This is a genomic window from Kutzneria sp. NPDC052558, assembly GCF_044547355.1.
Lineage (GTDB): Bacteria > Actinomycetota > Actinomycetes > Mycobacteriales > Pseudonocardiaceae > Kutzneria.
This window is the reverse complement of record NZ_JBIUAG010000003.1, coordinates 313,595-334,595: the sequence shown is the minus strand read 5'-3', so window position 1 is coordinate 334,595 and position 21,001 is coordinate 313,595. Positions and strand designations below refer to the sequence as shown.

The 21,001-nt window shown below is 71.2% G+C and carries 24 protein-coding genes and 1 tRNA gene; 12 read left to right on the top strand and 13 right to left on the bottom strand.

Annotated elements, in window-relative coordinates; all coding sequences use genetic code 11:
* The first annotated feature begins 35 nt into the window (after positions 1 to 35).
* From ACIG5F_RS08110 to ACIG5F_RS08100, 3 genes are all read left to right on the top strand, one after another.
* Positions 36 to 998 carry a metallophosphoesterase gene (locus ACIG5F_RS08110; RefSeq protein WP_396516710.1) on the top strand — a complete coding sequence of 321 codons (963 nt, stop codon included), beginning with the start codon at positions 36 to 38 and terminating at the stop codon, positions 996 to 998.
* A 21-nt stretch (positions 999 to 1,019) separates the two neighbouring features.
* Positions 1,020 to 1,093 (top strand) — tRNA-Pro (locus tag ACIG5F_RS08105).
* 262 nt (positions 1,094 to 1,355) lie between these two features.
* Entirely contained in the window at positions 1,356 to 3,164 is a 1,809-nt protein-coding gene (locus tag ACIG5F_RS08100) for a prolyl oligopeptidase family serine peptidase (protein ID WP_396516709.1), read from the top strand.
* Positions 3,165 to 3,201: 37 nt separating this feature from the next.
* Here ACIG5F_RS08100 and ACIG5F_RS08095 read toward each other — a convergent pair whose 3' ends face one another.
* Positions 3,202 to 3,624 carry an organic hydroperoxide resistance protein gene (locus tag ACIG5F_RS08095; RefSeq protein ID WP_396516708.1) on the bottom strand — a complete coding sequence of 141 codons (423 nt, stop codon included), beginning with the start codon at positions 3,622 to 3,624 and terminating at the stop codon, positions 3,202 to 3,204.
* A 52-nt stretch (positions 3,625 to 3,676) separates the two neighbouring features.
* A complete protein-coding gene (locus ACIG5F_RS08090; protein WP_396516707.1) occupies positions 3,677 to 4,252 on the bottom strand; it encodes an NADPH-dependent FMN reductase in 576 nt (191 codons plus the stop codon).
* Between the two features lie 80 nt (positions 4,253 to 4,332).
* On the opposite strand from ACIG5F_RS08090, the gene ACIG5F_RS08085 reads away from it, so the two are divergent.
* On the top strand, positions 4,333 to 5,454 hold the full coding sequence (locus ACIG5F_RS08085) for an alpha/beta hydrolase (protein ID WP_396516706.1): 1,122 nt from the start codon (positions 4,333 to 4,335) through the stop codon (positions 5,452 to 5,454).
* On the opposite strand, the gene ACIG5F_RS08080 is transcribed toward ACIG5F_RS08085, so the two are convergent.
* Entirely contained in the window at positions 5,427 to 5,885 is a 459-nt protein-coding gene (locus tag ACIG5F_RS08080) for a Fur family transcriptional regulator (protein WP_396516705.1), read from the bottom strand. The genes ACIG5F_RS08085 and ACIG5F_RS08080 overlap by 28 nt on opposite strands.
* An 82-nt stretch (positions 5,886 to 5,967) precedes the next feature.
* Between ACIG5F_RS08080 and ACIG5F_RS08075 the strand changes: the two genes are divergently transcribed.
* A complete protein-coding gene (locus ACIG5F_RS08075) occupies positions 5,968 to 7,167 on the top strand; it encodes an MFS transporter (protein WP_396516704.1) in 1,200 nt (399 codons plus the stop codon).
* On the opposite strand, the gene ACIG5F_RS08070 is transcribed toward ACIG5F_RS08075, so the two are convergent.
* The 3 genes from ACIG5F_RS08070 to ACIG5F_RS08060 are packed head-to-tail and all read right to left on the bottom strand — an operon-like array spanning position 7,137 to position 10,947.
* The gene (locus ACIG5F_RS08070; protein ID WP_396516703.1) at positions 7,137 to 8,588 is read right to left on the bottom strand and encodes a gluconokinase; all 1,452 of its coding nucleotides are present in this window, start codon (positions 8,586 to 8,588) and stop codon (positions 7,137 to 7,139) included. The two genes, ACIG5F_RS08075 and ACIG5F_RS08070, sit on opposite strands and share 31 nt — an antisense overlap.
* Before the next feature lie 11 nt (positions 8,589 to 8,599).
* Entirely contained in the window at positions 8,600 to 9,685 is a 1,086-nt protein-coding gene (locus tag ACIG5F_RS08065) for an aspartate-semialdehyde dehydrogenase (protein WP_396516702.1), read from the bottom strand.
* Positions 9,682 to 10,947 (bottom strand): aspartate kinase, encoded by a 1,266-nt coding sequence (locus ACIG5F_RS08060; RefSeq protein WP_396516701.1) that lies wholly within the window; start codon positions 10,945 to 10,947, stop codon positions 9,682 to 9,684. The genes ACIG5F_RS08065 and ACIG5F_RS08060 overlap by 4 nt, the downstream gene beginning before the upstream one ends.
* Positions 10,948 to 11,038: 91 nt before the next feature.
* Here ACIG5F_RS08060 and ACIG5F_RS08055 point away from each other — a divergent pair, with 91 nt between their 5' ends.
* Together ACIG5F_RS08055 and ACIG5F_RS08050 are read left to right on the top strand one after the other, a co-directional pair.
* Positions 11,039 to 12,208 (top strand): hypothetical protein, encoded by a 1,170-nt coding sequence (locus ACIG5F_RS08055; RefSeq protein ID WP_396516700.1) that lies wholly within the window; start codon positions 11,039 to 11,041, stop codon positions 12,206 to 12,208.
* Between the two features lies 1 nt (position 12,209).
* A complete protein-coding gene (locus tag ACIG5F_RS08050; RefSeq protein ID WP_396516699.1) occupies positions 12,210 to 12,770 on the top strand; it encodes a nitroreductase family protein in 561 nt (186 codons plus the stop codon).
* A 395-nt stretch (positions 12,771 to 13,165) separates the two neighbouring features.
* On the opposite strand, the gene ACIG5F_RS08045 is transcribed toward ACIG5F_RS08050, so the two are convergent.
* The 3 genes from ACIG5F_RS08045 to ACIG5F_RS08035 form a co-directional block, all read right to left on the bottom strand.
* Entirely contained in the window at positions 13,166 to 13,477 is a 312-nt protein-coding gene (locus ACIG5F_RS08045) for a hypothetical protein (protein WP_396516698.1), read from the bottom strand.
* A 36-nt stretch (positions 13,478 to 13,513) separates the two neighbouring features.
* The gene (locus ACIG5F_RS08040) at positions 13,514 to 13,810 is read right to left on the bottom strand and encodes a hypothetical protein (RefSeq protein WP_396516697.1); all 297 of its coding nucleotides are present in this window, start codon (positions 13,808 to 13,810) and stop codon (positions 13,514 to 13,516) included.
* 86 nt (positions 13,811 to 13,896) lie between these two features.
* Positions 13,897 to 14,181 carry a hypothetical protein gene (locus ACIG5F_RS08035; RefSeq protein WP_396516696.1) on the bottom strand — a complete coding sequence of 95 codons (285 nt, stop codon included), beginning with the start codon at positions 14,179 to 14,181 and terminating at the stop codon, positions 13,897 to 13,899.
* 210 nt (positions 14,182 to 14,391) lie between these two features.
* Here ACIG5F_RS08035 and leuA point away from each other — a divergent pair, with 210 nt between their 5' ends.
* Entirely contained in the window at positions 14,392 to 16,161 is a 1,770-nt protein-coding gene (gene leuA, locus ACIG5F_RS08030) for a 2-isopropylmalate synthase (RefSeq protein WP_396516695.1), read from the top strand.
* 60 nt (positions 16,162 to 16,221) lie between these two features.
* Here the strand turns inward: leuA and ACIG5F_RS08025 are convergent, their stop codons facing one another.
* Positions 16,222 to 16,869: a DedA family protein gene (locus ACIG5F_RS08025; protein ID WP_396516694.1), complete on the bottom strand. Its 648-nt coding sequence runs from the start codon at positions 16,867 to 16,869 to the stop codon at positions 16,222 to 16,224.
* Between the two features lie 135 nt (positions 16,870 to 17,004).
* On the opposite strand from ACIG5F_RS08025, the gene ACIG5F_RS08020 reads away from it, so the two are divergent.
* Entirely contained in the window at positions 17,005 to 17,613 is a 609-nt protein-coding gene (locus tag ACIG5F_RS08020) for a DedA family protein (RefSeq protein WP_396516693.1), read from the top strand.
* Here ACIG5F_RS08020 and ACIG5F_RS08015 read toward each other — a convergent pair.
* Together ACIG5F_RS08015 and map are read right to left on the bottom strand one after the other, a co-directional pair.
* Complete coding sequence (locus ACIG5F_RS08015; RefSeq protein ID WP_396516692.1) at positions 17,548 to 18,243, bottom strand: class II aldolase/adducin family protein; 696 nt, start codon at positions 18,241 to 18,243, stop codon at positions 17,548 to 17,550. The genes ACIG5F_RS08020 and ACIG5F_RS08015 overlap by 66 nt on opposite strands.
* Complete coding sequence (gene map, locus ACIG5F_RS08010) at positions 18,243 to 19,010, bottom strand: type I methionyl aminopeptidase (protein ID WP_396516691.1); 768 nt, start codon at positions 19,008 to 19,010, stop codon at positions 18,243 to 18,245. The genes ACIG5F_RS08015 and map overlap by 1 nt, the downstream gene beginning before the upstream one ends.
* Positions 19,011 to 19,043: 33 nt before the next feature.
* Between map and ACIG5F_RS08005 the strand changes: the two genes are divergently transcribed.
* Positions 19,044 to 19,295, top strand: coding sequence for a helix-turn-helix domain-containing protein (locus ACIG5F_RS08005; protein WP_396516690.1), 252 nt, complete (start codon positions 19,044 to 19,046; stop codon positions 19,293 to 19,295).
* On the opposite strand, the gene ACIG5F_RS08000 is transcribed toward ACIG5F_RS08005, so the two are convergent.
* Entirely contained in the window at positions 19,251 to 20,087 is an 837-nt protein-coding gene (locus ACIG5F_RS08000; RefSeq protein ID WP_396516689.1) for a helix-turn-helix domain-containing protein, read from the bottom strand. The two genes, ACIG5F_RS08005 and ACIG5F_RS08000, sit on opposite strands and share 45 nt — an antisense overlap.
* 138 nt (positions 20,088 to 20,225) lie before the next feature.
* On the opposite strand from ACIG5F_RS08000, the gene ACIG5F_RS07995 reads away from it, so the two are divergent.
* Both ACIG5F_RS07995 and ACIG5F_RS07990 read left to right on the top strand, forming a co-directional pair.
* Positions 20,226 to 20,795 (top strand): hypothetical protein, encoded by a 570-nt coding sequence (locus ACIG5F_RS07995; protein WP_396516688.1) that lies wholly within the window; start codon positions 20,226 to 20,228, stop codon positions 20,793 to 20,795.
* Positions 20,783 to 20,992, top strand: coding sequence for a hypothetical protein (locus ACIG5F_RS07990; RefSeq protein ID WP_396516687.1), 210 nt, complete (start codon positions 20,783 to 20,785; stop codon positions 20,990 to 20,992). The genes ACIG5F_RS07995 and ACIG5F_RS07990 overlap by 13 nt, the downstream gene beginning before the upstream one ends.
* Positions 20,993 to 21,001 lie beyond the last annotated feature (9 nt).

Below are 21,001 nucleotides of genomic sequence, written 5' to 3'. Positions count from 1 at the left end.
GACCCCGATCGAGTAAACGGCCGTACCCTGGACACGTGAAGACGTTCGGTCGGATAGTCCTGGGCACGGCCGCCCTCGGAGCAGCCACGGTCGGCTACGCCGCCGCCATCGAGCGGACCCGGTGGACCCTGCGCGAAGCCACCGTCCCGGTGCTCGCCGAAGGCGCGCCGCCGCTGCGTGTGCTGCACATCTCCGACCTGCACATGATGCCCGGCCAACGCTCCAAGCAGCGCTGGGTCGCCGAGCTGGCCAAGCTCGAGCCCGACCTCGTGGTCAACACCGGCGACAACCTCGCCCACCGGCACGCGGTGCCCGGCGTCGTGCGGGCCCTGGGCCCCCTGCTCGACCTGCCCGGCGTTTTCGTCTTCGGCAGCAACGACTACTACGCGCCCAAACCCAAGAACCCCGTGCGCTACCTGCTGCCCAAGGCCCGCAAGAAGCGCATCCACGGCATCCCCCTGCCCTGGCGCGACCTGCGCGCCGCCTTCGTCGAACACGGCTGGATCGACCTCACCCACAGCCGCCAGACCTTCACCGTCGCCGACCAGACCATCGTCGCCGCCGGCCTCGACGACCCCCACCTCAAGCGCGACCGCTACGAGGACATCGCCGGCCAACCCGACCCCACCGCGGCGCTGCGGCTCGGCGTCACCCACTCCCCCGAACCGCGCGTCCTCGACCTGTTCGCGGCCGACGGCTACGACCTCGTCATGGCCGGCCACACCCACGGCGGCCAACTCCGCGTCCCCGGCTACGGCGCCCTCGTCACAAACTGTGAGCTGGATCGCACCCGCGCCCGCGGCGTCTCCCGCTGGGGCGCCCACACCTGGCTCCACGTCTCCGCCGGCCTCGGGACCAGCCCCTACGCGCCCGTCCGCTTCGCCTGCCCGCCCGAAGCCAGCCTGCTCACCCTCGTACCCCGCAGCAACGGCGCAGGTCAGGATGGGTCCGGCCGGCAAAGCAGGACCCGATTCGGAGCTGGCGCGGACATCCGCTAGACTTCCCTTCGTTCGATCAACCGGGGTGTGGCGCAGTTTGGTAGCGCGCTTCGTTCGGGACGAAGAGGTCGCAGGTTCAAATCCTGTCACCCCGACGCGAGATCGGGAGAGCCCTGCTCTGGTAATGCCAGAGCAGGGCTCTCGCGTTTTTACACTGGGGCTCCCGCCCCAGACCCCGAGGCAGGGCGGGCTTCGCCCCCCTGCACCCCCGGCGGGGCTCGGCTTCGCCGTTGCCCCGCCTTGGCTCGGCTTCGCCATTGCCTTTGGCAGCTTGGCTTCGTCGTTGCCTGACTGGCGGCTTGGCTTCGCCGTTGTCTTTGGGCTCTGTCTTGGGGTCTTACGTGACAGGATCGGGGGGTGACGACTCATCCTGTTGCGCGTGTGCCGGAGAGGCTGTTTGAGGACCCCGAGGCGGAGGGGCGGTGGAGGGCGCGGTTCGAGGCCCGGAGGGTCTCGCTGCCGGATTGGGCCGACGAGGCGCCGGAGCGGTCGTTGTATGTCTCCAACGCCAGCGGGGTGTGGGAGGTCTATGCGTGGGACCGCGAGGCGGACACACACCGGCAGGTGACGAACAGGCCCAACGGGACCATGCACGCGACGTTGAGCCCTGACGGGGAACAGATCTGGTGGTTCAACGACACCGACGGCGACGAGTTCGGTAGCTGGGTGGTGGAGCCGTACAACGGCGGCGAACGGTTGCCAGCCCTCGAAGGGGTGCACGACGGGTATCCGGCGGGGCTTGAGGTGGGGCGGAGCACGGTTGCGGTCGGGGCGTCCACGGATGACGGGACGACTATCTGGGTTACCCGGGGCGGCCGGCCTGAAGTGATCTACGTGAATGAGAACGATGGCGGGGTGGCCAGCCTGTCGCGGGATGAGCGGCTGCTGGCGATCTCGCACTCGGAGCACGGGGACAGCCGGCACCCGGCGTTGCGGGTGGTGAAGGCGGCGGACGGGGCGGTCGTCGCGGAGAAGTGGGACGGGAAGGGGAAAGGGCTGGACGGGATCTCGTTCAGCCCGGTGGAGGGGGACCCCCGGCTGCTGGTGCTGCACGAGCGGCGGGGAAAGGAAGAGCTCCTGATCTGGGACGTCGAGGCGGATACCGAGCAGGAGATTCGCCTTGATCTGCCGGGGGAGTTGGCGGCGGACTGGTATCGGGATGGCAAGGCGCTGCTGATTGTGCATTCGTACCAGTCGCGGACGTCATTGCACCGGTACGACATCGAGAGCGGGGAGTTGTCCACTTTGGACACTCCTAAGGGGACGATCGGTGGGGCGGGAGCGCGGCCGGACGGGGCGGTGGAGTACTCGTGGTCGTCGGCGGAGCAGCCGTCGGCGGTGCGGACGTTGGGGGCGGACGGGGATCGGGTGCTGCTGCAGCCGCCGGGAGACCGGGCGCCGTCGTCGCAGCCGCTGGAAGACGCGTTCGTGGGCGACGTGCACGCGTTGGTGGCGCGGCCGGCGAACGCCGGAGATGGGCCGCTGCCAACGGTTTTCGCCATCCACGGCGGACCGCACGCCAACGATGAGGACCGGTTCTCGGCGTACCGGGCGGTGTGGCTGGACGCGGGATTCGCGGTGGTGCACGTGAACTACCGCGGCTCGACGGGCTACGGGTCGGCGTGGCGGGACGCGATCGAAGGGCGTCCGGGGCTGACCGAGCTGGAGGACATCGCGGCGGTGCACGAGTGGGCGGTGTCGTCGGGGCTGGCCGACCCGGCCAAGTGCGTGATCAACGGGGCGTCGTGGGGCGGGTACCTGACGCTGTTGGCGTTGGGGGTGCAGCCGAAGCGCTGGGCGGTGGGCGTCGCGGGCGTGCCGGTGGCGGACTACGTCGCGGCCTACGAGGACGAGATGGAGCCGCTGCGGGCCTTCGACCGGGCGCTGTTCGGCGGGTCGCCGGAGGAGCTGCCGGACCTGTACCGGGAGTGCTCGCCGCTGACGTACGTCGACGAGGTGGCGGCGCCGGTGATCGTGCTGGCCGGCGAGAACGATCCCCGGTGCCCGATCAGGCAGATCGACAACTACCTGGACCGGCTGGCCGAGCGGAAGGCACCGTACGAGGTCTACCGGTACGAGGCCGGCCACGGGTCGCTGGTGGTGGCCGAGACGATCAAGCAGACGGCCATCGAGGTGGACTTCACCCGGCGCGCGCTGGGCATGTGAGCGAAAAGGGCCCGGCCGCGAGGCCGGGCCCTGGTGCTCAGACGGTCGCGTTGACCGTGACCTCGATGTTGCCGCGGGTGGCGTTGGAGTACGGGCACACCTGGTGGGCGGCGGCGACCAGCTGGTCGGCCGCGCCCTGCTCGAAGCCGGGCACGTGCGCGGACAGCTCCACGGCCAGGGTGAAGGCCCCGCCGTCCAGCGGGAGCAGGCTCACCTTGGCGGTGATGGAGGTCTCCGGCAGCGTGATCTTCTGCGTGCGGGCCACCGCCTGCAACGCGCTGTGGAAGCAGGCCGCGTAGCCGGCGGCGAACAGCTGCTCCGGGTTGGTCTTGTCACCGCCGGGGCCGCCGAGCTCCTTCGGGATCGACAGCACCTCGTCGATCACGCCGTCGGAGGAGCGGACCTCCCCGTTGCGGCCCTCGCCGATCGCGATCGCCTCGGCGGTGTACAGCGCTGCCATCGTCTTCTCCTCAACGTCGAAGTTACTGATGGGTACAACGCTTCGACCCGCCTCAATGAAGCCGGTGGTGACCGACCTCACCGAGGGCGAACTCGGCGACCTGCCGGCCGACCAGCCGCAGCGACTCGGCCGCCCGCTCGTCGGAGCAGGAGCCGTCGGCCTCGAAGCGCACCTCCGCAGTATTCAGCGGCACACCCAGCGGCGTGGGCCAGCCCCGCAAGGCGTGCACGATCGAACGAAGCGCGGTCAGCGTGCTCACGGCCGCCTGCCAGCCCATGGCGCTGGTCACGCAGCCGACCGCCCGGCCGTCCAGGTACGGGTGCTCGTCGTTGCTGAGATCCTGCACGTAGTCGAGGGCGTTCTTGACCAGGCCGGACAGCGAGCCGTGGTAGCCGGGCGAGACCAGCACGACGCCGTCGGCCTCGCGCAGGAGGTCGATCAGGCGCTGCGCGGCCTCGGGACGCTCGGGCACAGCGGGGTCGTAGAACGGCAGCACAAGGTCGGTGCCGGTGATCGCGATCGTCTTCGCGCCCGCCTCTTCCGCGCCCGACAGAGCCACGTGCAGCGCCCGCTCGGACTGCGAGTCGGCCCGCAACGAGCCCCCGATCCCCACCACCGTCACCGTCATGGGTCCACCGTACGAGCTACAGCGCGCTGGAGGTCAAGATCCCTCGCATTGGTTCCTACCCGCCGGTAGTGTCCTCAGCCATGGCGAGCCTCGCGCAGTCCGTTCCGCTCCACTGGCAGGCCAAGATGCTGCGGGCGCTGTTCGCCCTGCCCACGCCGGTGCGGCGGCTGCTGGCCGGCACTCCCGTCCGGCTCGACGGGCAACTCCTGGACGTGGACGCGCAGCTGCTGCTGAAGATGCAGAAGATGACCGGAACGGAGCTGCACGGCACGAGCGTGCGGCAGGCCCGGGCCTCGATCCGCGGCGGCCGCGAGCTGGTCGGCGGGCCGACGATCGAGCCGGTCACGACCAAGGACCTGCTGCTGCCCAACGACATCCCGGCCCGCCTGTACCGGCCGGGCGAGCTGCCCGACGGCTCGCCGCTGCTGGTCTTCTTCCACGGCGGCGGTTTTGTCATCGGCGACATCGACAGCCACGACCAGCTGTGCCGGTTCCTCGCGCGCAACGCCGGCGTCCGGGTGCTGTCGGTCGGCTACCGCCTCGCCCCGGAGGACCCGTTCCCGGCAGCGGTCGAGGACTGCCTGACCGCGTTCAAGTGGGCGGCGGCCGAGGCCACCGCGCTGGGCGCGGACCCCAAGCTCATCGCGCTGGGCGGCGACAGCGCGGGCGGCAACCTGGCCGTCGTGACGGCGTTGCAGGTGGCCTCGGGCAGCGCGCGGCCGGTGTTCCTGCTGCTGCTCTACCCGACCGTGGACGCGACGACCCGTCGGCGCTCGCGGGAGCTGTTCGCCGAGGGCTTCTTCCTCACCGACGCCGGCATGGACTGGTTCATGGAGCGCTACGTGCCGGACCCGGACGTCCGGCCGGACCCGCGGGTGTCGCCGCTGCTGGCCGAGGACCTCAGCGGCCTGCCGCCGACCTACCTCGCGACGGCCGGCTTCGACCCGCTGCGGGACGAGGGCGAGCTGTTCGCCCGCCGGGTCGCCGAGGCCGGCGTGCCGGTGGTGCTGCGCCGGCACGAGGGCCTGATCCACGGCTTCGCGAGCATGACCGGGCTGGGGCACGGCTTCAAGGAGGCGACCCTGGAGGCGGCCAGCGCGCTGCGGACCGGGCTGGCCATCGGCCGCAACGGCCGGCCGCGGCGCAAGGCGGTCAACGCCGAGGAGCTGAACGGCTACCCGGTCGGCAGCTGGCTGGCCTGAGCGGCCTTGCAGTCCGGGCAGTAGCCCCAGAACACCACCTCGGCCTCGACCAGCGCGAAGCCCATAGAGTCGGACGGCTCAAGGCACGGGGCCGGGCCGACCACGCAGTCCACGTCCTCGGTGCGGCCGCAGCCGCGGCAGACCAGGTGGTGATGGTTGTCACCGGTGCGGGTCTCGAACCGGGCCGGCGAACCGGCGGGCTCGATCCGGCGCACCAGGTCGGCCCGCACGCAGGCGTTGAGCACGTCGTACACGGCCTGGGTGGAGACCGAGCCGATCTGGTCGCGCACGCCGGTGGCGACCTGGTCGGCGGTGGTGTGCGGGTGGCCGGCCAGCCACTCCAGCACGGCCAGCCGGGGCGCGGTCACCCGTAACCCCGCGGTACGCAACTGGCGCCGCAGGGTGTCCACGCTCGATGCGTCGGTGTCCATGTCCAGACCAGCTCACCACGCTTTCTGGAATCAGACAAGAATTCGGTTGCGCCGAGGACTGTGCACCTAGTGACATCGCTGTGTGGTCCTGACGTCCTACGGCCGGGTGACGGCCCTCCCCGGTGTGCGCATCCTGTTCGTGGTCACCGGGTTGGCCCGCATCCCCATCTCGGCCGCCGGCGTGACCATCACCCTGCACGTGGTGCTCGGTCTGGGCCGGGGCTACGGCGAGGCCGGCGCGGTCGCGGCGGCCACCACCATCGGCATCGCGCTGGGCGGCCCGCTGATCGGGCGGTTGCTGGACCGGAAGGGCCTGCGGCGGGTGGTGTTGCTCACCACCGTGGCCACCGGGGTGTTCTGGGCGTCCGCGCCGTGGCTGTCCTACTGGGGGCTGGTCGCGCTGTCGTTCCTGGCCGGCATGCTGTCGCTGCCGGTGATGTCCATCGCCCGGCAGGCGATGGTCGCGCTGCTGCCCGAGGACGACAGCTACCGCCGGCCGGCGTTCTCGCTGGACTCGGTGCTCACCGAGATCTCGTACATGGTCGGCCCGGCCGCCGGCGTGTTCCTGACCACGGCGCTGTCCTCGACGGCGGCGATGCTGATCGTCGGCTCGACCATGGTGGCCGCCGGCGTCTGGCTCTACGTCTTCGATCCGCCGGTGAAGGCCGGCGAGGACGAGCACGGCGACCACGTGCCGCTGCTGTCGTGGCTGCGCGGGCCGATGATCGCGGTGCTGGTCATCGCCCTGACGATGGTGCTGATCATGGCCGGGGCCGAGGTGGCGATCGTCGCCGCGCTGCGGACGACCGGGCAGGTCGGCTGGTCCGGGCTGGTGATCGCGGTGTGGTGCCTGGCCTCGGTGGTCGGCGGCATCGTGCACGGGGCGATGCGGCGGCCGCTGCCGCTGATCGTGCTGATGACCCTGGTCGGCGCGACGATGGTGCCGGTGGGCCTGCTGTCCGGGCAGTGGTGGGTGCTGGCGCTGGCCCTGGTGCCCAACGGCCTGCTCTGCGCGCCCACGTTCTCCTCGACCTCGGACGCGGTGACCCGGCTGGCCCCGGAATCGGTCCGCGGCACGGTGATGGGCGTCTACAGCTCGGCGTACACCACCGGGGCGGCCATCGGCGCGCCGCTGATCGGCTTCGTGATGGACAGCTCCACGCCGACCTGGGGGTTCGTCGCGGCCGGTGGGATGGGCCTGCTGGGCACGGCGATCAGCGCGGTGCTGGGCGGCCGCCGGCTCAGCCGGCCTCAGCCGTCCAGCTCCCTGAGCGCCTCGTAGATCCGTTCCAGCGCCGGGCGGTTGCGGGCCATCCGGCGGCTGGCGAACTCCTCCGGCACGACCGTGTCGACCGGCGTCACCAGGTCGGCGGCCGCGTCGAGGGAGGGCAGCTCGCCAAGGGCCCGCCAGCCCAGCAGGGCCGCGCCGACTCCGGAGCCCTCGTTACCGTCCACAAAGGACAGCTCGTGGCCGAAGGCGGCCGAGATGGCCGACTTCCACAGCGGGCCACGGAAAGCGCCGCCGGTGGCCCGGATCTCGTGCACGCCGGCGCCGGCGTCCCGCACCGCGTCCAGCACCAGGGCCAACTGCTGGGCGACGCCCTCGATCATGGCCCGGGTGATCACGGCCCTGCCGTGTTCCCGGCGCAGCCCGACCAGCACGGCCCTGGGGTCGGGATCCCACCAGGGCGCCCGTTCTCCCAGCAGGTAAGGCAAAGCAAGCAGGCCGGCCGCGCCCGGCGGCTCCGCCTCGGCCTCGGCCAACAGCTCCGCGACCGGCACCCCGAACACCTCGGACGCCCACTGCGCCACCACGCCGCCGTTGCTGACCGAACCGCCCAACACCCACAGGCCGTCGGCCAGGGCGTAGCAGAACACCCGGCCCCGATCGTCGACGCCGGGCCGGTCCCGGACCACGCGGAGCGCGCCGCTGGTGCCCAGCGACAACGCCGCCATGCCCGGCCGCACCGCGCCGACGCCCAGATTGGCCAGCGGGCCGTCGCCGCCGCCGGCGATCACCGGCAGGCCGCTGGGCAGGCCGGCGATGCCGTCGGCCAGGGCCAGCGCCTTGGTCGGCTCGACCAGCGTGGGCAGTTGGTCGGCGTGCACGCCGGCGATGGCCAGGGCGGGGCCGTGCCAGCTCAGGCCGTGCATGTCGAACATGCCGGTGCCGGAGGCGTTGGAGTGCTCGGTGACCAGCCGGCCGGTCCACCGCGCCAGCACGAAGTCCTTCAGCCCGGCCCATTTCACCGCGCGCCGGCACAGCTCTGGCTCGTGCTCGGCGAACCAGGCCAGCTTGGCCAGCGGGAACGAGGGGTGCACCGGCGCGCCGGTCGCGGCGTGCAGGTCCAGGGCCAGCTCCTGGTCGGCCCGCAACCGCTTGGCGATGTCGGCGGCCCGGTGGTCGGCCCAGCTCAGCGCCGGGGTGATCGGCTCGCCCTCGCCGTCGAGGGCGAGCAGCGTGTGCATGGCCGAGCTGAACGAGAGCGCACGAATGTCGCCTTCGGTGCGCTCCACGCACTCGGCCAGCGCCTTCGTGGCCGCCGCCAGCACCGCCTGCGGATCCTGCACGGCCTCGCCGTGCTCGCCGGTCCGGAGCTCGTAGCCCTGCTCGGCGGTGGCGACCACCCGGCCGTCGGGCCGGGTGGCCACCACCTTCGTCGCCGTGGTGCCGAGGTCGACACCCAACACGACCTCGGTCATGTCCGTCTGCCTCAGGTGAACTCGGGCGCCAGGGTCTCGGCGATCTCGTACGTGTTCAGCGCGGCCCCCTTGCGGAGGTTGTCGCCGCACACGAAGAAGTCCAGCGTGTTGGGGAAGTCCAGCGCCTGGCGCACCCGGCCGACGTAGGTCGGGTCCTCGCCGACCACGTCCGCCGGCGTCGGGAACTTCTTCGCCTCGGGCTCGTCCACCAGCACGATCGTCGGCTGCGCGGCGAACACCTTGTGCGCCTGCTCCACCGTCACCTCGCGCTCGAAGGTCGCGTGCACGGCCAGCGAGTGCGTGGTGATCACCGGGACCCGCACGCAGGTGGCCGAGACCTTCAGGTCGGGGATGCCGAGGATCTTGCGGGACTCGTTGCGGACCTTGAGCTCCTCGGAGGTCCAGCCGTCGCCCTTGTAGGAACCGGCCCAGGGCACCACGTTCAGCGCCAGCGGCGCGGGGAACGGCGAGTCCTCGAAGCCGAGACCGGCGGCCAGCAGGGCCTCGCGCACGTCGCCCGCCTTGACGCCGAGCTTCTTGCCGGCCACCACCGACAGCTCCTCGTACAGGCGGTCGATGCCGGGCGCGCCGGCGCCGGAAACCGCCTGGTACGAGGCGACAACCAGCTCCTTGAGGCCGAACTCGCGGTGCAGGGCGCCCAACGCCGCCATCATCGACAGCGTGGTGCAGTTGGGGTTGGCGATGATGCCGCGCGGCCGCTCGGCGGCCTGGTGCGCGTTCACCTCGGGCACCACCAGCGGCACGTCGTCGTCCATGCGGAACGCGCCGGAGTTGTCCACCGCGATCGCGCCGCGCTCGGCCGCGATCGGGGCCCACTGCGCCGAGATCTCGTCCGGCACGTCGAACATCGCGATGTCCACGCCGTCGAACACCTCGGGCGCCAGGGCCCGCACGGTGATCTCCTCGCCGCGCACGGTCAGCTTGCGGCCGGCCGACCGAGGCGAGGCGATCAGCCGGATCTCGCCCCACGGCACGGTTTCCCGGGCATTGATGATCTCGATCATCACGCCGCCGACGGCGCCGGTCGCTCCGACCAGCGCGAGAACAGGACTGCCAGAACTCCTGGTGGTGCTCATCGACCGCTCCCCGCGTAGACGACGGCCTCTTCCTCGCCGCCGAGTTCGAAGGCATCGTGCAGCGCGCGGACCGCGTCATCCAACTGAGTATCGCGGCAGATGACCGAGATCCGGATCTCCGAGGTGGAGATGATCTCGATGTTCACGCCGGCCCGGGACAGCGCCTCGCAGAAGGTGGCGGTGACGCCCGGGTGCGAGCGCATGCCCGCGCCGATCAGCGAGACCTTGCCCACGTGGTCGTCGTAGAGGACCTGGGCGTGGCCGATCTCCGGCTTGGCCTTCTCCAGCGCGGCCACCGCCTTCGGGCCGTCGGCCTTGGGCAGGGTGAAGGTGATGTCGGTGCGGCCGGTCGCCACCTGGGAGACGTTCTGCACCACCATGTCGATGTCGACCTCGGCGTCGGCGATCACGCGGAAGATGCGTGCCGCGATGCCCGGGTGGTCGGGCACCGCCGTCACGGTGACCTTGGCCTCCGACCGGTCGTGCGCGACGCCGGTGATGATCGCCTGCTCCACGGGAAGGTCCTCCATCGACCCGGTCACCAGCGTGCCCGGCTTGTTGTTGAACGAGGAACGCACGCGCAGCGGCACGCCGTACCGGCGGGCGTACTCGACCGAGCGCAGGTGCAGCACCTTCGCGCCGGCCGCCGCCATCTCCAGCATCTCCTCGTAGGTGATCTGCGGCAGGTGCTTGGCGTCGCGCACGATCCGCGGGTCGGCGCTGAACACGCCGTCCACGTCGGTGTAGATCTCGCACACGTCGGCCTTGAGCGCCGCGGCCAGCGCGACCGCGGTGGTGTCGGTGCCGCCGCGGCCGATGGTGGTGATCTCCTTGCTGTCCTGGCTCACGCCCTGGAACCCGGCGACGATCGCCACCGCTCCGTCGGCCAGCGCGTCCTGGATCCGGCCCGGCGTCACGTCGATGATGCGGGCGTTGCCGTGCACCGACGTGGTGATCACCCCGGCCTGCGAGCCGGTGTACGAGCGGGCCTCGAATCCCAAGGCGTGGATGGCCATCGCCACCAGCGACATCGAGATCCGCTCGCCCGCGGTGAGCAGCATGTCCAGCTCGCGGGCCGGCGGCACCGGGGCCACCTGCGAGGCCAGGTCGAGCAGCTCGTCGGTGGAGTCGCCCATCGCCGACACCGCCACGACCACGTCGTTGCCGGCCTTGCGGGTGGCGGCGATCCGCTCCGCCACGCGTTTGATCCGCTCGGCACTTTCCAGTGAGGAGCCGCCGTACTTCTGCACGACCAGTGCCACTGATCGAACCTCCTCGCAGACCGGGCCAGAGCGTGTCCGGACGCAGCGTACCCTCGGCGAGGCGAGCACCAGGCCAGACGAAGGGGTACGGGTGTCAGCCATCACGACGGCCCGGCCCGAGGCCAGTCCCGCCCTGTACCGGCAGGTCGCGTACCTGACCGCGCCCGCGTTGGTGTTCCTGGGCGTGCGCGCGGTGGGCCTGGCCGTGCTGGCCTGGATGGCCGCCCGCAACGGCCGTTCCATCACCACTGCTCTCACATCGTGGGACGGGCACTGGTATCTCGGGCTGGCCCAGGGTGGCTACAGCGGCGCCGGCAGCGATCTCGTGGACGCCCACTTCCAACACGACCAGAGCAACCTGCTGGCCTTCTTCCCCGGCTATCCCGCGCTGACCAGCCTGCTCGCGCACCTGCCCGGGGCCACGCTGGTCGACGCCGCCTTCGCCGTCACCGTGCTGTCCGGGCTGGCCTGCTCGTACGGCCTGGTCCGGCTCGGCGCCCTGCTGCCCGGCGGCTCCCGGCGGCTCGGGCTGGTGCTGGCCGCGCTGTTCGCCGCCTCGCCGATGGCCGTCGTGCTGTCCATGACCTACTCCGAGGCGCTGTTCTGCGCCTGCGCCGTCTGGTCGCTCGCGTTCCTGCTGGAGCGTCAGTGGCTCTGGGCCGGCGTCTGCTGCGCCCTGTCGGGGCTGGTCCGGCCCACCGCCGCCGCCGTGATCGCCGCCGTCGGCCTCGCCGCCGTGATCGCCATCACTCGACGCGAGGACGGCTGGCGGCCCTGGGTCGGCGCCCTGCTCGCGCCCGTCGGCCTGGTCGGCTACCTGGCGTGGGTCGGCGTTCGCACCGGGCGCTGGGACGGCTGGTTCGTCGTGCAGCAGCGGGGCTGGAACTCCCAGTTCGACGGTGGGGCCGCCACCTTCAAGTTCGCCCTCGACGCGTTGGCCTCCGGGCGGTCCGTGCTCGAGGTCCTCACCGTCGGCCTCTGCGTCGCCGCCCTCGCCCTGGTGATCCTGTGCATCGGGCAGCGCGTGCCGTGGCCCCTGATCGCCTACGGCATCGCCGTGCTGGTCATGGACCTCGGCTCCAACGGGCTGATGAACTCCAAGGCCCGGCTCATGCTGCCCGCCTTCGTGCTGCTCATTCCGCTGGCCATGGCCCTGGTCAAGCGCCGGCCCAGCACCGTGTGGCTCACCCTGGCCGCCGTCGCCGTCATGAGCGCGTGGTTCGGGGCTTACTCCATCACCGCGTGGCCCTACGCTATTTGAGGTGCATCCCCTCATCAGCGATCGGTGGAGCCCCCGGGCCCTCGACCCCGCCGCCGACATCACCGACGCCCAGCTCGAGTCCCTGTTCGAGGCCGCCCGCTGGGCCGCCTCCAGCGGCAACACCCAGCCCGGCCGCTGGCTCGTCGGCCGCCGCGGCTCCCAGGCATTCACCCAGATCTTCGACGCGCTGCGCCCCGGCAACCAGTCCTGGGCCGGCGCCGCCTCCGCCCTGATCGTCGGCTGTGTCGTCACCGAGGACGAGACCGGCCGCTCCCTGCCCATGCCCGACTACGCCCTGGGCCTGTCCGCCCAGAACCTCGTGCTCCAGGCCGTCGCCGAGGGACTCGTCGCCCACCAGATGGGCGGCTTCTCCCGCGAGGACATCGCCTCCTCGTTCGGCCTGCCCCCCACCGCCCAGGCCGTCATCGCCATCGCCGTCGGCGTCCTCGGCCCACCCTCCCTGCTCCCCGACGACCTCGCCGCCCGCGAAGTCGCCGAACGCGTCCGCAAGCCGTTGTCGGAGCTGGTCTTCACCGACAAGTGGGGCAACGCCGCCTTCTAGCCGAGCCGGGGATCCGACAAGGTCCGCTCGTCGATCATGCGCACAATTCCCACCGGCCGGCGGGGCCCCGCCACCGGCACCTGCGCGGCGCGGGAACCACAGGGAGCCGCCGGACGCTACGCCGGTGAAGGAGCAACGCCGGACCCTGAACCCCGGACTGTGCACGCCGGATCGAGAACCGCATACCCCTGGGACGCTGAACGCGGACCTTGCCGGACCCCTGACCCAACCCCGCAGGCCCAACTACCCCGCAGGCCCACTCAACCCCCGAGGCCCACCCAATCCGCAGGCCCACCCAACCCAGGGGGCTTCCCCCGCTGCCATTCTACCTGCGCAAACGCCCGGTTGATCTTGGAAACGGGGTCGCTGTGGACAACTCCGCGCCTGTGGACAACTCAGCCGAGGCGACGGACCAATCGCACGACGATGCTGGTGACGATGAGCCAGAAGATCGCGGCCAGGCCGTAGTTGGCCAGGACGCGGAGCTTGGCGTCGGCGGGCGTGAACAGGTCCCGGAAGGCCAGCGCGAGCGGGTCGGCCCAGGAGCGGACGAACTCGGTGATGGGGTTGTCCGGGTTCGCGCCGAACACCGTGAGCAGCACGTGCGCGACAAGGATGACGGCGATGATGGTGCCGATCCAGCGCAGGACGGCAGCGACGACGCCGACCACCTTGCCGCGTGCGTGCGTCTCGGTCTGTTCCGCCATACGGGGCAGTCTGCCACGCCCGCCGGGCGGCGTCGATCAGCCGGCGCGGTAGAGCACCCGGGCGATCAGACCGGTCACGACCAGCCAGAACACCGCGGCCAGACCGAAGTTCAAGATCACGTTCAGTGCCTCGCTGCCGGTGGCGAACAGGTTGCCGAACCACAGCGCCAGCGCGCCCGCCCACTGCGCCACCCATACCACCAGGGGGTTGTCCGCATTGGCCCCGAGCAGCACGAACAGGATGTGCGCGACCAGGATGACCGCGATGACCGTGCCGATGACGCGGACCACCGTCCCGGCCGTCGCCCGCCCGCCGCGAACGTAGGTAGCCATGACCGACCTCACCTCGCTCGATACGTTTGCCACCCGATCGGGTGGCATCGAGCGGTGAATACCCACGCCCGGTGATCGCTACACCGTCACCGCAGCACCCGGGCCAGAATGCGGGTCACCAGCAGCCAGAACACCGCCGCCAGCGCGTACGTGACGATCACGCTGGCCGGCGCGCCGGCCGGTTTGATGATGTTGCCCCACCACAGGACCAGCAGGTCAGACCAGGTTTTGACCACCGAGAACAGCACATTGTCGGCAGTCGAGCCGCTCAGCTGCAGCAGCATGCGGATGATCATGACCAGGGCGGTGAGCACGCCGAACAGGTTGATCACGGTGGACAGCACGCCCGTCTTCTTGCGCCCTGACGCCATGCCACCACCTAACCACAGCCCGCACCCACCCGATCGTGCCCAGAATGTGGATGCCGGGTTTCACGATCCGGCGATAGCGGTTACGCTCCGCCCGTGCGTTTCGTCCTCCTGCTTCGCTGCCGTGGCGGGGTCTGATCCAGACCGGCCCCCCGTCGCGGAGTTCAGCGCTGCCGCCGGTCGAGTGATCCCGGCCAGCAGGAGTTCCCCGTCATGAGCGAGTCAAGCAAGATCCGCACGCCGTCCCGCCCCGCCCCGGCCGACCAGCCGGCGTGGAACCCGCAGCGCGGCAGCTCGATGCCGGTGCACCGGTACCGCCCCTTCCACGAGCTGGTCGAAGAGGTCTCGGTACCCGATCGCACGTGGCCCGACAAACGAATCACCTCCGCCCCGCTGTGGTGCGCGGTCGACCTGCGCGACGGCAACCAGGCGCTGATCGACCCGATGTCCCCGGCCCGCAAGCGCAAGATGTTCGACCTGCTGGTCCGAATGGGCTTCAAGGAGATCGAAGTCGGCTTCCCGGCGGCCAGCCAGACCGACTTCGACTTCGTGCGCGAGATCATCAGCGACGGCGCGATCCCGGACGACGTGACCATCCAGGTGCTGTCGCAGTGCCGGCCCGAGCTGCTGGAACGCACCTTCGAGGCGCTGCGCGGGGCCCGCAAGGCGATCGTGCACATCTACAACTCGACCTCGATCCTGCAACGCCGCGTGGTCTTCCGCGAGGAGCGCGAGGGCATCAAGAAGATCGCCACCGCGGCCGCCGAGTACGTGGTCGAGCTGGCGGCCAAGCAGCCCGACACCGACTTCCGCTTCGAGTACTCGCCCGAGTCCTACACCGGCACCGAGCTCTCCTACGCCGTCGAGGTGTGCAACGCGGTCACCGAGATCCTGGGCGCGACCCCGGAGCGCCCAGTGATCATCAACCTGCCGGCCACCGTCGAGATGGCCACGCCCAACGTGTACGCCGACTCCATCGAGTGGATGAGCCGCCACCTGGAGCGCCGCGACTCGGTGATCCTGTCCCTGCACCCGCACAACGACCGCGGCACCGGCGTGGCCGCCGCCGAGCTGGGCTACCAGGCCGGCGCTGACCGCATCGAGGGCTGCCTGTTCGGCAACGGCGAGCGCACCGGCAACGTCTGCCTGGTCACGCTGGCGATGAACCTGTTCAGCCAGGGCGTCGACCCGCAGCTGGACCTGTCCGACATCGACGAGATCCGGCGCACCGTCGAGTACTGCAACCAGCTGCCGGTGCCCGAGCGCCACCCCTACGGCGGCGACCTGGTGTTCACCGCCTTCTCCGGCAGCCACCAGGACGCCATCAACAAGGGCCTGGACGCGCTGAAGTCGCAGGCCGACCGGGCCGGCGTGCCGGTCGAGGACTTCCCGTGGGAGGTCCCGTACCTGCCCATCGACCCCAAGGACGTCGGCCGCACCTACGAGGCCGTGATCCGGGTCAACTCGCAGTCCGGCAAGGGCGGCGTGGCCTACGTGATGAAGACCGAGCACCAGCTCGACCTGCCGCGGCGGCTGCAGATCGAGTTCTCCAAGGTCATCCAGGGCGTCACCGACGAGCACGGCGGCGAGGTGACCCCGGGCCAGATGTGGGAGGCCTTCGCCGGCGAGTACCTGGACCGGGTGACGCCGCTGGAGCTGGTCCGGCACCGGGTCGAGGACGACGACGCCGGCCACTACCGGATCACCGCCCAGGTCCGGGTCGAGGGCGACCAGCACGAGATCACCGGCGTCGGCAACGGCCCGCTCGCCGCGTTCGTCGACGCCCTGAGCACCGTCGGCTACGACGTGCGGGTCATGGACTACGTCGAGCACGCTCTCACCGCCGGTGACGACGCCCGGGCCGCCTCCTACGTGGAGACCGCGGTCGGCGACGCCGTGCTCTGGGGTGTGGCGGTGGACAGCTCCATCGTCGCCGCCTCGCTGCGGGCCGTCGTCTCCGCCGTCAACCGCACCGCCCGCTGATGCGATGAAGGGGGCCTTCCTACACTCCGAGTGCAGGAAAGCCCCCTTCCCAGCGTCAGGTCAGCGCAGCTCGGACTGCTCCTCGGTGGCCGACACCGGCGCCATCGCCTTGCCGGCGCGGTTCTTGATGATCAGCGAGATGACCACGCCGGCGACCAGGGCCACGGCCAGGCCGACCCAGGCGAAGCCGCTGAGCCAGCGCTCGGCCACCTCGCCGAGGTAGTGGATCAGCGCCACGGTGCCGGTGGCCCAGGTGATGCCGCCCAGCGCGTTGGCGATCAGGAACCGCCCGTAGGGCATCTTCAGCGCGCCGGCCAGCGGACCGGCGAAGATGCGCAGCAGGGCGATGAAGCGGCCGAAGAACACCGTCCACATGCCCCACTTGCCGAACGCCCGCTCGGCGGTGGCCACGTGACTGGGCCCGAAGTGCTTGGGGAACTTGCGGCCGAGCCAGTCGAACAGCGGCTTGCCGCCCTTGCGGCCGATGGAGTAGCCGATCGAGTCGCCGATGATGGCGCCGGCCGTGGCCGCGACCGCGATGAACTCCCACTGCACCGCCGAGCTCGGGTGCAGGGTCAGCAAAGTGGCGCTGACCAGGGCGATCTCGCCCGGGATGGGGACGCCGAGGCTCTCGATCATCACGATCAGGCCAATGGTGATGTACACCGCTAGCGGTGGAATGGCCGCTATCCACTGGTCGATGTGCAAGGCTCGGTCCCTTCCCCAGACTGTCCGTTGCGTCCAGTGTGCCCGAGAAAACGGCGGCTGTCGGGCCGCTGTCGACTTCCTGAGGAGTCCATGTGATCGGGCATCACGCGGGTCCCGAGCATGTTGACTGTGGTCATGAGCGTTCCGGACAGTGTGGCAGCGGCGTTGGGACTGGTGTTCCTCGTCGGCTTCGTGCCGCTGCTGCCCACCGAGCCGGTGCTCATCTCCTGCGGCGTGCTGGCCGCGTCCGGCAAGCTCCCGCTGCAATGGGTGGTGATCACCGCCATCGTCTCGTGCGTGCTGGCCGACCTGGTCAACTACTCCATCGGCCGGCGGATCGGCCAACCGGCCATCGCCAGGTTCGCCCAGCGCCGCACCCCGGCCGTGGTCCTCGCGTGGATCAAGGATCGGCTGGCCAGCAACGCCGAACCGATCCTGGTCGCCGGACGGTGGATGCCGGCCGGCGGCACCATCGGGGCCGTGCTGTGCGGCTCGCTGCGCTTCCCACTGCGCCGGTTCGCGGCGGCGTCGATGATCGGCTGCACCCTGTGGTGCCTGTACGCCACGTTGCTTGGCTACATCGGCGGGCAGCTCGCCGACGACAACATCCCCTTGGCTCTAGGGGTTTCCCTAGGCATCGCCGCCGTGCTCAGCCTGCCGGCCAGCATGTTCCTACGCCTACAGCGGCGGCAGCAGGCCGCCGCCCCCGTCGACGACTCCGAGCTGGAGCCCGTCGCCGGCTGACTGGCCGTAGCCGACGAAGTTGCGGGTCGCCTCGGCCATCTGCTGTTCGGTGAGCAGCCGCGGGGCCACACCGGAGCCGACGACCTTGATCGCCACCTCGCAGACCCATTCCAGGAAACCGGCCCGCTGATAGGCCTGCGCCAGGTCATCGCCGGTGGTCACGGCCCCGTGGTTGCCAAGCAGGCAGGCCGATCGGTCCCCGAGCGCTTCGATGAGCACGACCGCCAGCTCGGGTGAGCCGAAGGGGCGATAAGGGGCGACCAGCACCCGTCCGCCGAGCAGCGCGAGGTAGTAGTGCACGGGCGGCACTTCGTCGACGAGGACCGACAGCGCGGCGGCCGCGATCGAGTGAGTGTGCACGACCGCCCGGGCGTCGGTGTCGGCGTACACCGCGAGGTGCATCGGCAGTTCGCTGGTCGGCTTCAGCGGCGCCTCGACGGCGGCGCCGTCGAGTTCGTGCACGCCGACCAGCTCCGGCGTCAGCTCGGCGTAGTCCAGGCCGCTGGGTGTGACGGCGACGAGGTCGCCCACGCGAACGCTGACGTTGCCGGCAGTGCCGATGACCAGCCGGTCCTCGACCGCGCGCCGGCACGTCTCGACGACTTGGCGTCGGGCGTCCGCGAGCAGCATCACGGGGCCGTGAGCACGATCGGGTCGCCCTCGGTGATGGCGACCGTGTGCTCGAAGTGCGCCGCCCGGCTGCCGTCCTCGGTCAGCAGCGTCCAGCCGTCGTGGCCGGTCCAGTAGGTGTCCTCGCCACCGAGGGTGAACATCGGCTCGATGGCGATCACCAGGCCCGGGTGCAGGCGGATGCCCTTGCCCGGCTGGCCCTCGTTGGGCACGTGCGGCAGCTCGTGCATGGCGTGGCCGACGCCGTGGCCGCCGTGGTCGGCGAGGATGCCGTAGCCGGCGTCCCGGGCGACCGGGCCGATGGCGTGGCCGATGTCGCCGAGCGTGTTGCCCGGGCGGCAGACCGCGATCGCCGCGTTCAGGGCCCTTTCGGTGGCCGCCACCAGGGCGGCGTCCTCCTCGGCCGCCTCGCCGATCACGACGGTGATCGCCGCGTCGCCGTGCCAGCCGTCGACCTCGGCGCCGAAGTCGATACTCAGCACGTCGCCGTCGCGGAGGCGGTAGTCGTTGGGGATGCCGTGCACCACTGCATCATTGACGCTCGTGCACAGCACCGCAGGGTAAGGACTCGGCGCGAAGCGCGGGTGGTAGTCCAGGAAGGAGGAGGTGGCGCCCCGCTCGGCCAGCACCTCGGCCGCGACCCGGTCCAGCTCCTTGAGGCTGACGCCGATCTCGGCGCGTTCCCGCACGGCCGCGAGCCCCGCCGCCACCACCGAGCCGGCCACCCGCATGGCCCTGATCTCGGCGTTTGTCTTCAGCTCGATCACACCAATAACTATACCGGTATTACTATGACGGCCGTGGTCCGAGTCCCCCTGACCGAATCCGAACGAGCCCGCGGCGAGCGGCTCGGCCGGCTGCTGCGCACCGCCCGGGGCCGGCGCAGCATGGTCGACGTCGCCGCGCACGCCCGGATCTCGGTGGAGACCCTGCGCAAGATCGAGACCGGCCGGGTCCCGACGCCCGCGTTCTTCACCGTAGCGGCCGTGGCCGGGGCCGTGGGGCTGTCACTGGACGAGCTCGTCGATGCGACGGTCGAGCAGCTTCGCTGAGTCCTCCACCGGCAGCGCCGCCTCGGCCAGCCGGCGGAACGCCAGCCGGTAGGCGTCCACCTCGTCCGGCGCGTCCGCGTAGGAGACCGCGGTCAGACCCTCCGTGTAGACCGTGGTGAACGCCGGCACCGCCATCGTGATCATCGTGAACGGCAGACCGAGCGCCGCGTGCTCGCCGTGCTCGATCAGGATCACCCGGAACGTCACGTTCGGCCGCTCGATCAGGCTCCGCAGGTGCTCCAGCTGCCGGCGCAGGACCAGGCGGCCGCCCACCGGCCGCAGCAGCGCCGGCTCCCCCACGACGATGCGCAGCTCCGGCGGGTTCGCCGAGGTCAACGGCCGCTGCGCCTCCACCCGCTCGCGCGCCTCCCGGCCGACGTCCGACGGGGCCGTGCGCAGCGACGTGCCCAGCAACGCGTTCGCGTAGTCCACGGTCTGGGTCAGATCCGGCAGCAGCTGGTCCGCGTACGTGCTGATCTCCGAGGCCTCGGCCACGTAGGCCCGGAACGCGCTCTCGCTGGCCGTCACCCGGGACGGCCGCTCGCGGGCCTTCTCCCCGAAGAACCGGATCTTCTCCGCCTCGCCCGCCGGCACCCCGAACAGCGCCAGCATGCGCTCCAGCTCGTCGGCGGGAACCTTGATGGCGCCGGCCTCCAGCCGGGCGATCTTGACGCTGCTGTACCAGTTCAGCAGCTTCGTGGCCTGGGTGGGCGACATGCCGGCCTTCTCCCGGCAGCTCCGGAGGACCGCACCCAGCAACTCGCGGTACGCCGCCACCGCGGCAGACCCCATCAGCCACACACCTCTCCGCCGAACCGATCCGCGGCCACCCATCCTGCCCCGCGCCAAGCCCCCGACACCCAACCCCACCCGATCGAGGGACACATCACCGGTAGCCTACCAACAACCCTTCCCACTAGATTGACCCACATGCCCACCATCCCCACCCTCCGCACCCGCCTCCAAGACGCGGCCTGCGACTACGCGCACCTGGCCGGCTGGCAGATCGTCCCCGGCTCGGTGTGGACCGGAACCGAGTACACCCGCGGCCACACCGACCGCATCGCCGGCGAGTTCGAACCCGTCTTCCCCCGGCCCACCCGTGACGTCCGGCGCGTGCACTCCCTGTGGAAGATCGCGCCCTACTCCGTGCTCGGCATCGCCGGCCAGGCCTTCGACGTCATCTCCGTGCCCCTCGTGCTCGGCGTCGCCGCCACCCGCACCGCGCCCTTCCGGCGCTCCATCGCCCCCACGTCCCTCTCCCCCGACCGCATCCGCTTCCTCGTCCGCCCCGGCCTCCCCCTCGCCCCCGACCTCCCCGGCGCCGAACTCTGCTCCTCCGGCGAATGCGTCCCCCTGCCGCCCACCCCCGTCCGCGGCGGCGCCCTCACCTGGTGGATCTCCCCCGTCACCACCGACTGGCACCCCGGCGACCCCCTCGCCGTCCAGGCCGCCCTCCGCCAAGCCGCCGCCGACCTCCGCCAGCCATGCTCGCGCTGACCCTCGCCGCCCTCCCCGTCCTCGCCCTGGCCTTCGTCCTGCTCCGCCCCCACCTCTTCGGCCCCAAACCCCAACACTCCGGCGCCCGCCGCGGCGCCGCCCTCACCGTCGCCGACCTCCGCATTCGTCTCGCCTACGAAGCCGGCCAACGCTCCGTCCAGACCGCCCGCCACACCCTCGTCACCCACCGCCTCTGATCAGCGGCA

Coding starts and splice junctions, on each gene's coding strand:
- leuA (WP_396516695.1), top strand. CDS start 14,392: ATGAGCGAGTCAAGCAAGATCCGCACGCCGTCCCGCCCCGCCCCGGCC.
- ACIG5F_RS08070 (WP_396516703.1), bottom strand. CDS start 8,588: ATGACCGAGGTCGTGTTGGGTGTCGACCTCGGCACCACGGCGACGAAG.
- ACIG5F_RS08015 (WP_396516692.1), bottom strand. CDS start 18,243: ATGCTGCTCGCGGACGCCCGACGCCAAGTCGTCGAGACGTGCCGGCGC.
- ACIG5F_RS08045 (WP_396516698.1), bottom strand. CDS start 13,477: ATGGCGGAACAGACCGAGACGCACGCACGCGGCAAGGTGGTCGGCGTC.
- ACIG5F_RS07995 (WP_396516688.1), top strand. CDS start 20,226: ATGCCCACCATCCCCACCCTCCGCACCCGCCTCCAAGACGCGGCCTGC.
- ACIG5F_RS08020 (WP_396516693.1), top strand. CDS start 17,005: ATGAGCGTTCCGGACAGTGTGGCAGCGGCGTTGGGACTGGTGTTCCTC.
- ACIG5F_RS08040 (WP_396516697.1), bottom strand. CDS start 13,810: ATGGCTACCTACGTTCGCGGCGGGCGGGCGACGGCCGGGACGGTGGTC.
- ACIG5F_RS08095 (WP_396516708.1), bottom strand. CDS start 3,624: ATGGCAGCGCTGTACACCGCCGAGGCGATCGCGATCGGCGAGGGCCGC.
- ACIG5F_RS08090 (WP_396516707.1), bottom strand. CDS start 4,252: ATGACGGTGACGGTGGTGGGGATCGGGGGCTCGTTGCGGGCCGACTCG.
- ACIG5F_RS08035 (WP_396516696.1), bottom strand. CDS start 14,181: ATGGCGTCAGGGCGCAAGAAGACGGGCGTGCTGTCCACCGTGATCAAC.
- ACIG5F_RS08065 (WP_396516702.1), bottom strand. CDS start 9,685: ATGAGCACCACCAGGAGTTCTGGCAGTCCTGTTCTCGCGCTGGTCGGA.
- ACIG5F_RS08000 (WP_396516689.1), bottom strand. CDS start 20,087: ATGGGGTCTGCCGCGGTGGCGGCGTACCGCGAGTTGCTGGGTGCGGTC.
- ACIG5F_RS08080 (WP_396516705.1), bottom strand. CDS start 5,885: ATGGACACCGACGCATCGAGCGTGGACACCCTGCGGCGCCAGTTGCGT.
- ACIG5F_RS07990 (WP_396516687.1), top strand. CDS start 20,783: ATGCTCGCGCTGACCCTCGCCGCCCTCCCCGTCCTCGCCCTGGCCTTC.
- ACIG5F_RS08085 (WP_396516706.1), top strand. CDS start 4,333: ATGGCGAGCCTCGCGCAGTCCGTTCCGCTCCACTGGCAGGCCAAGATG.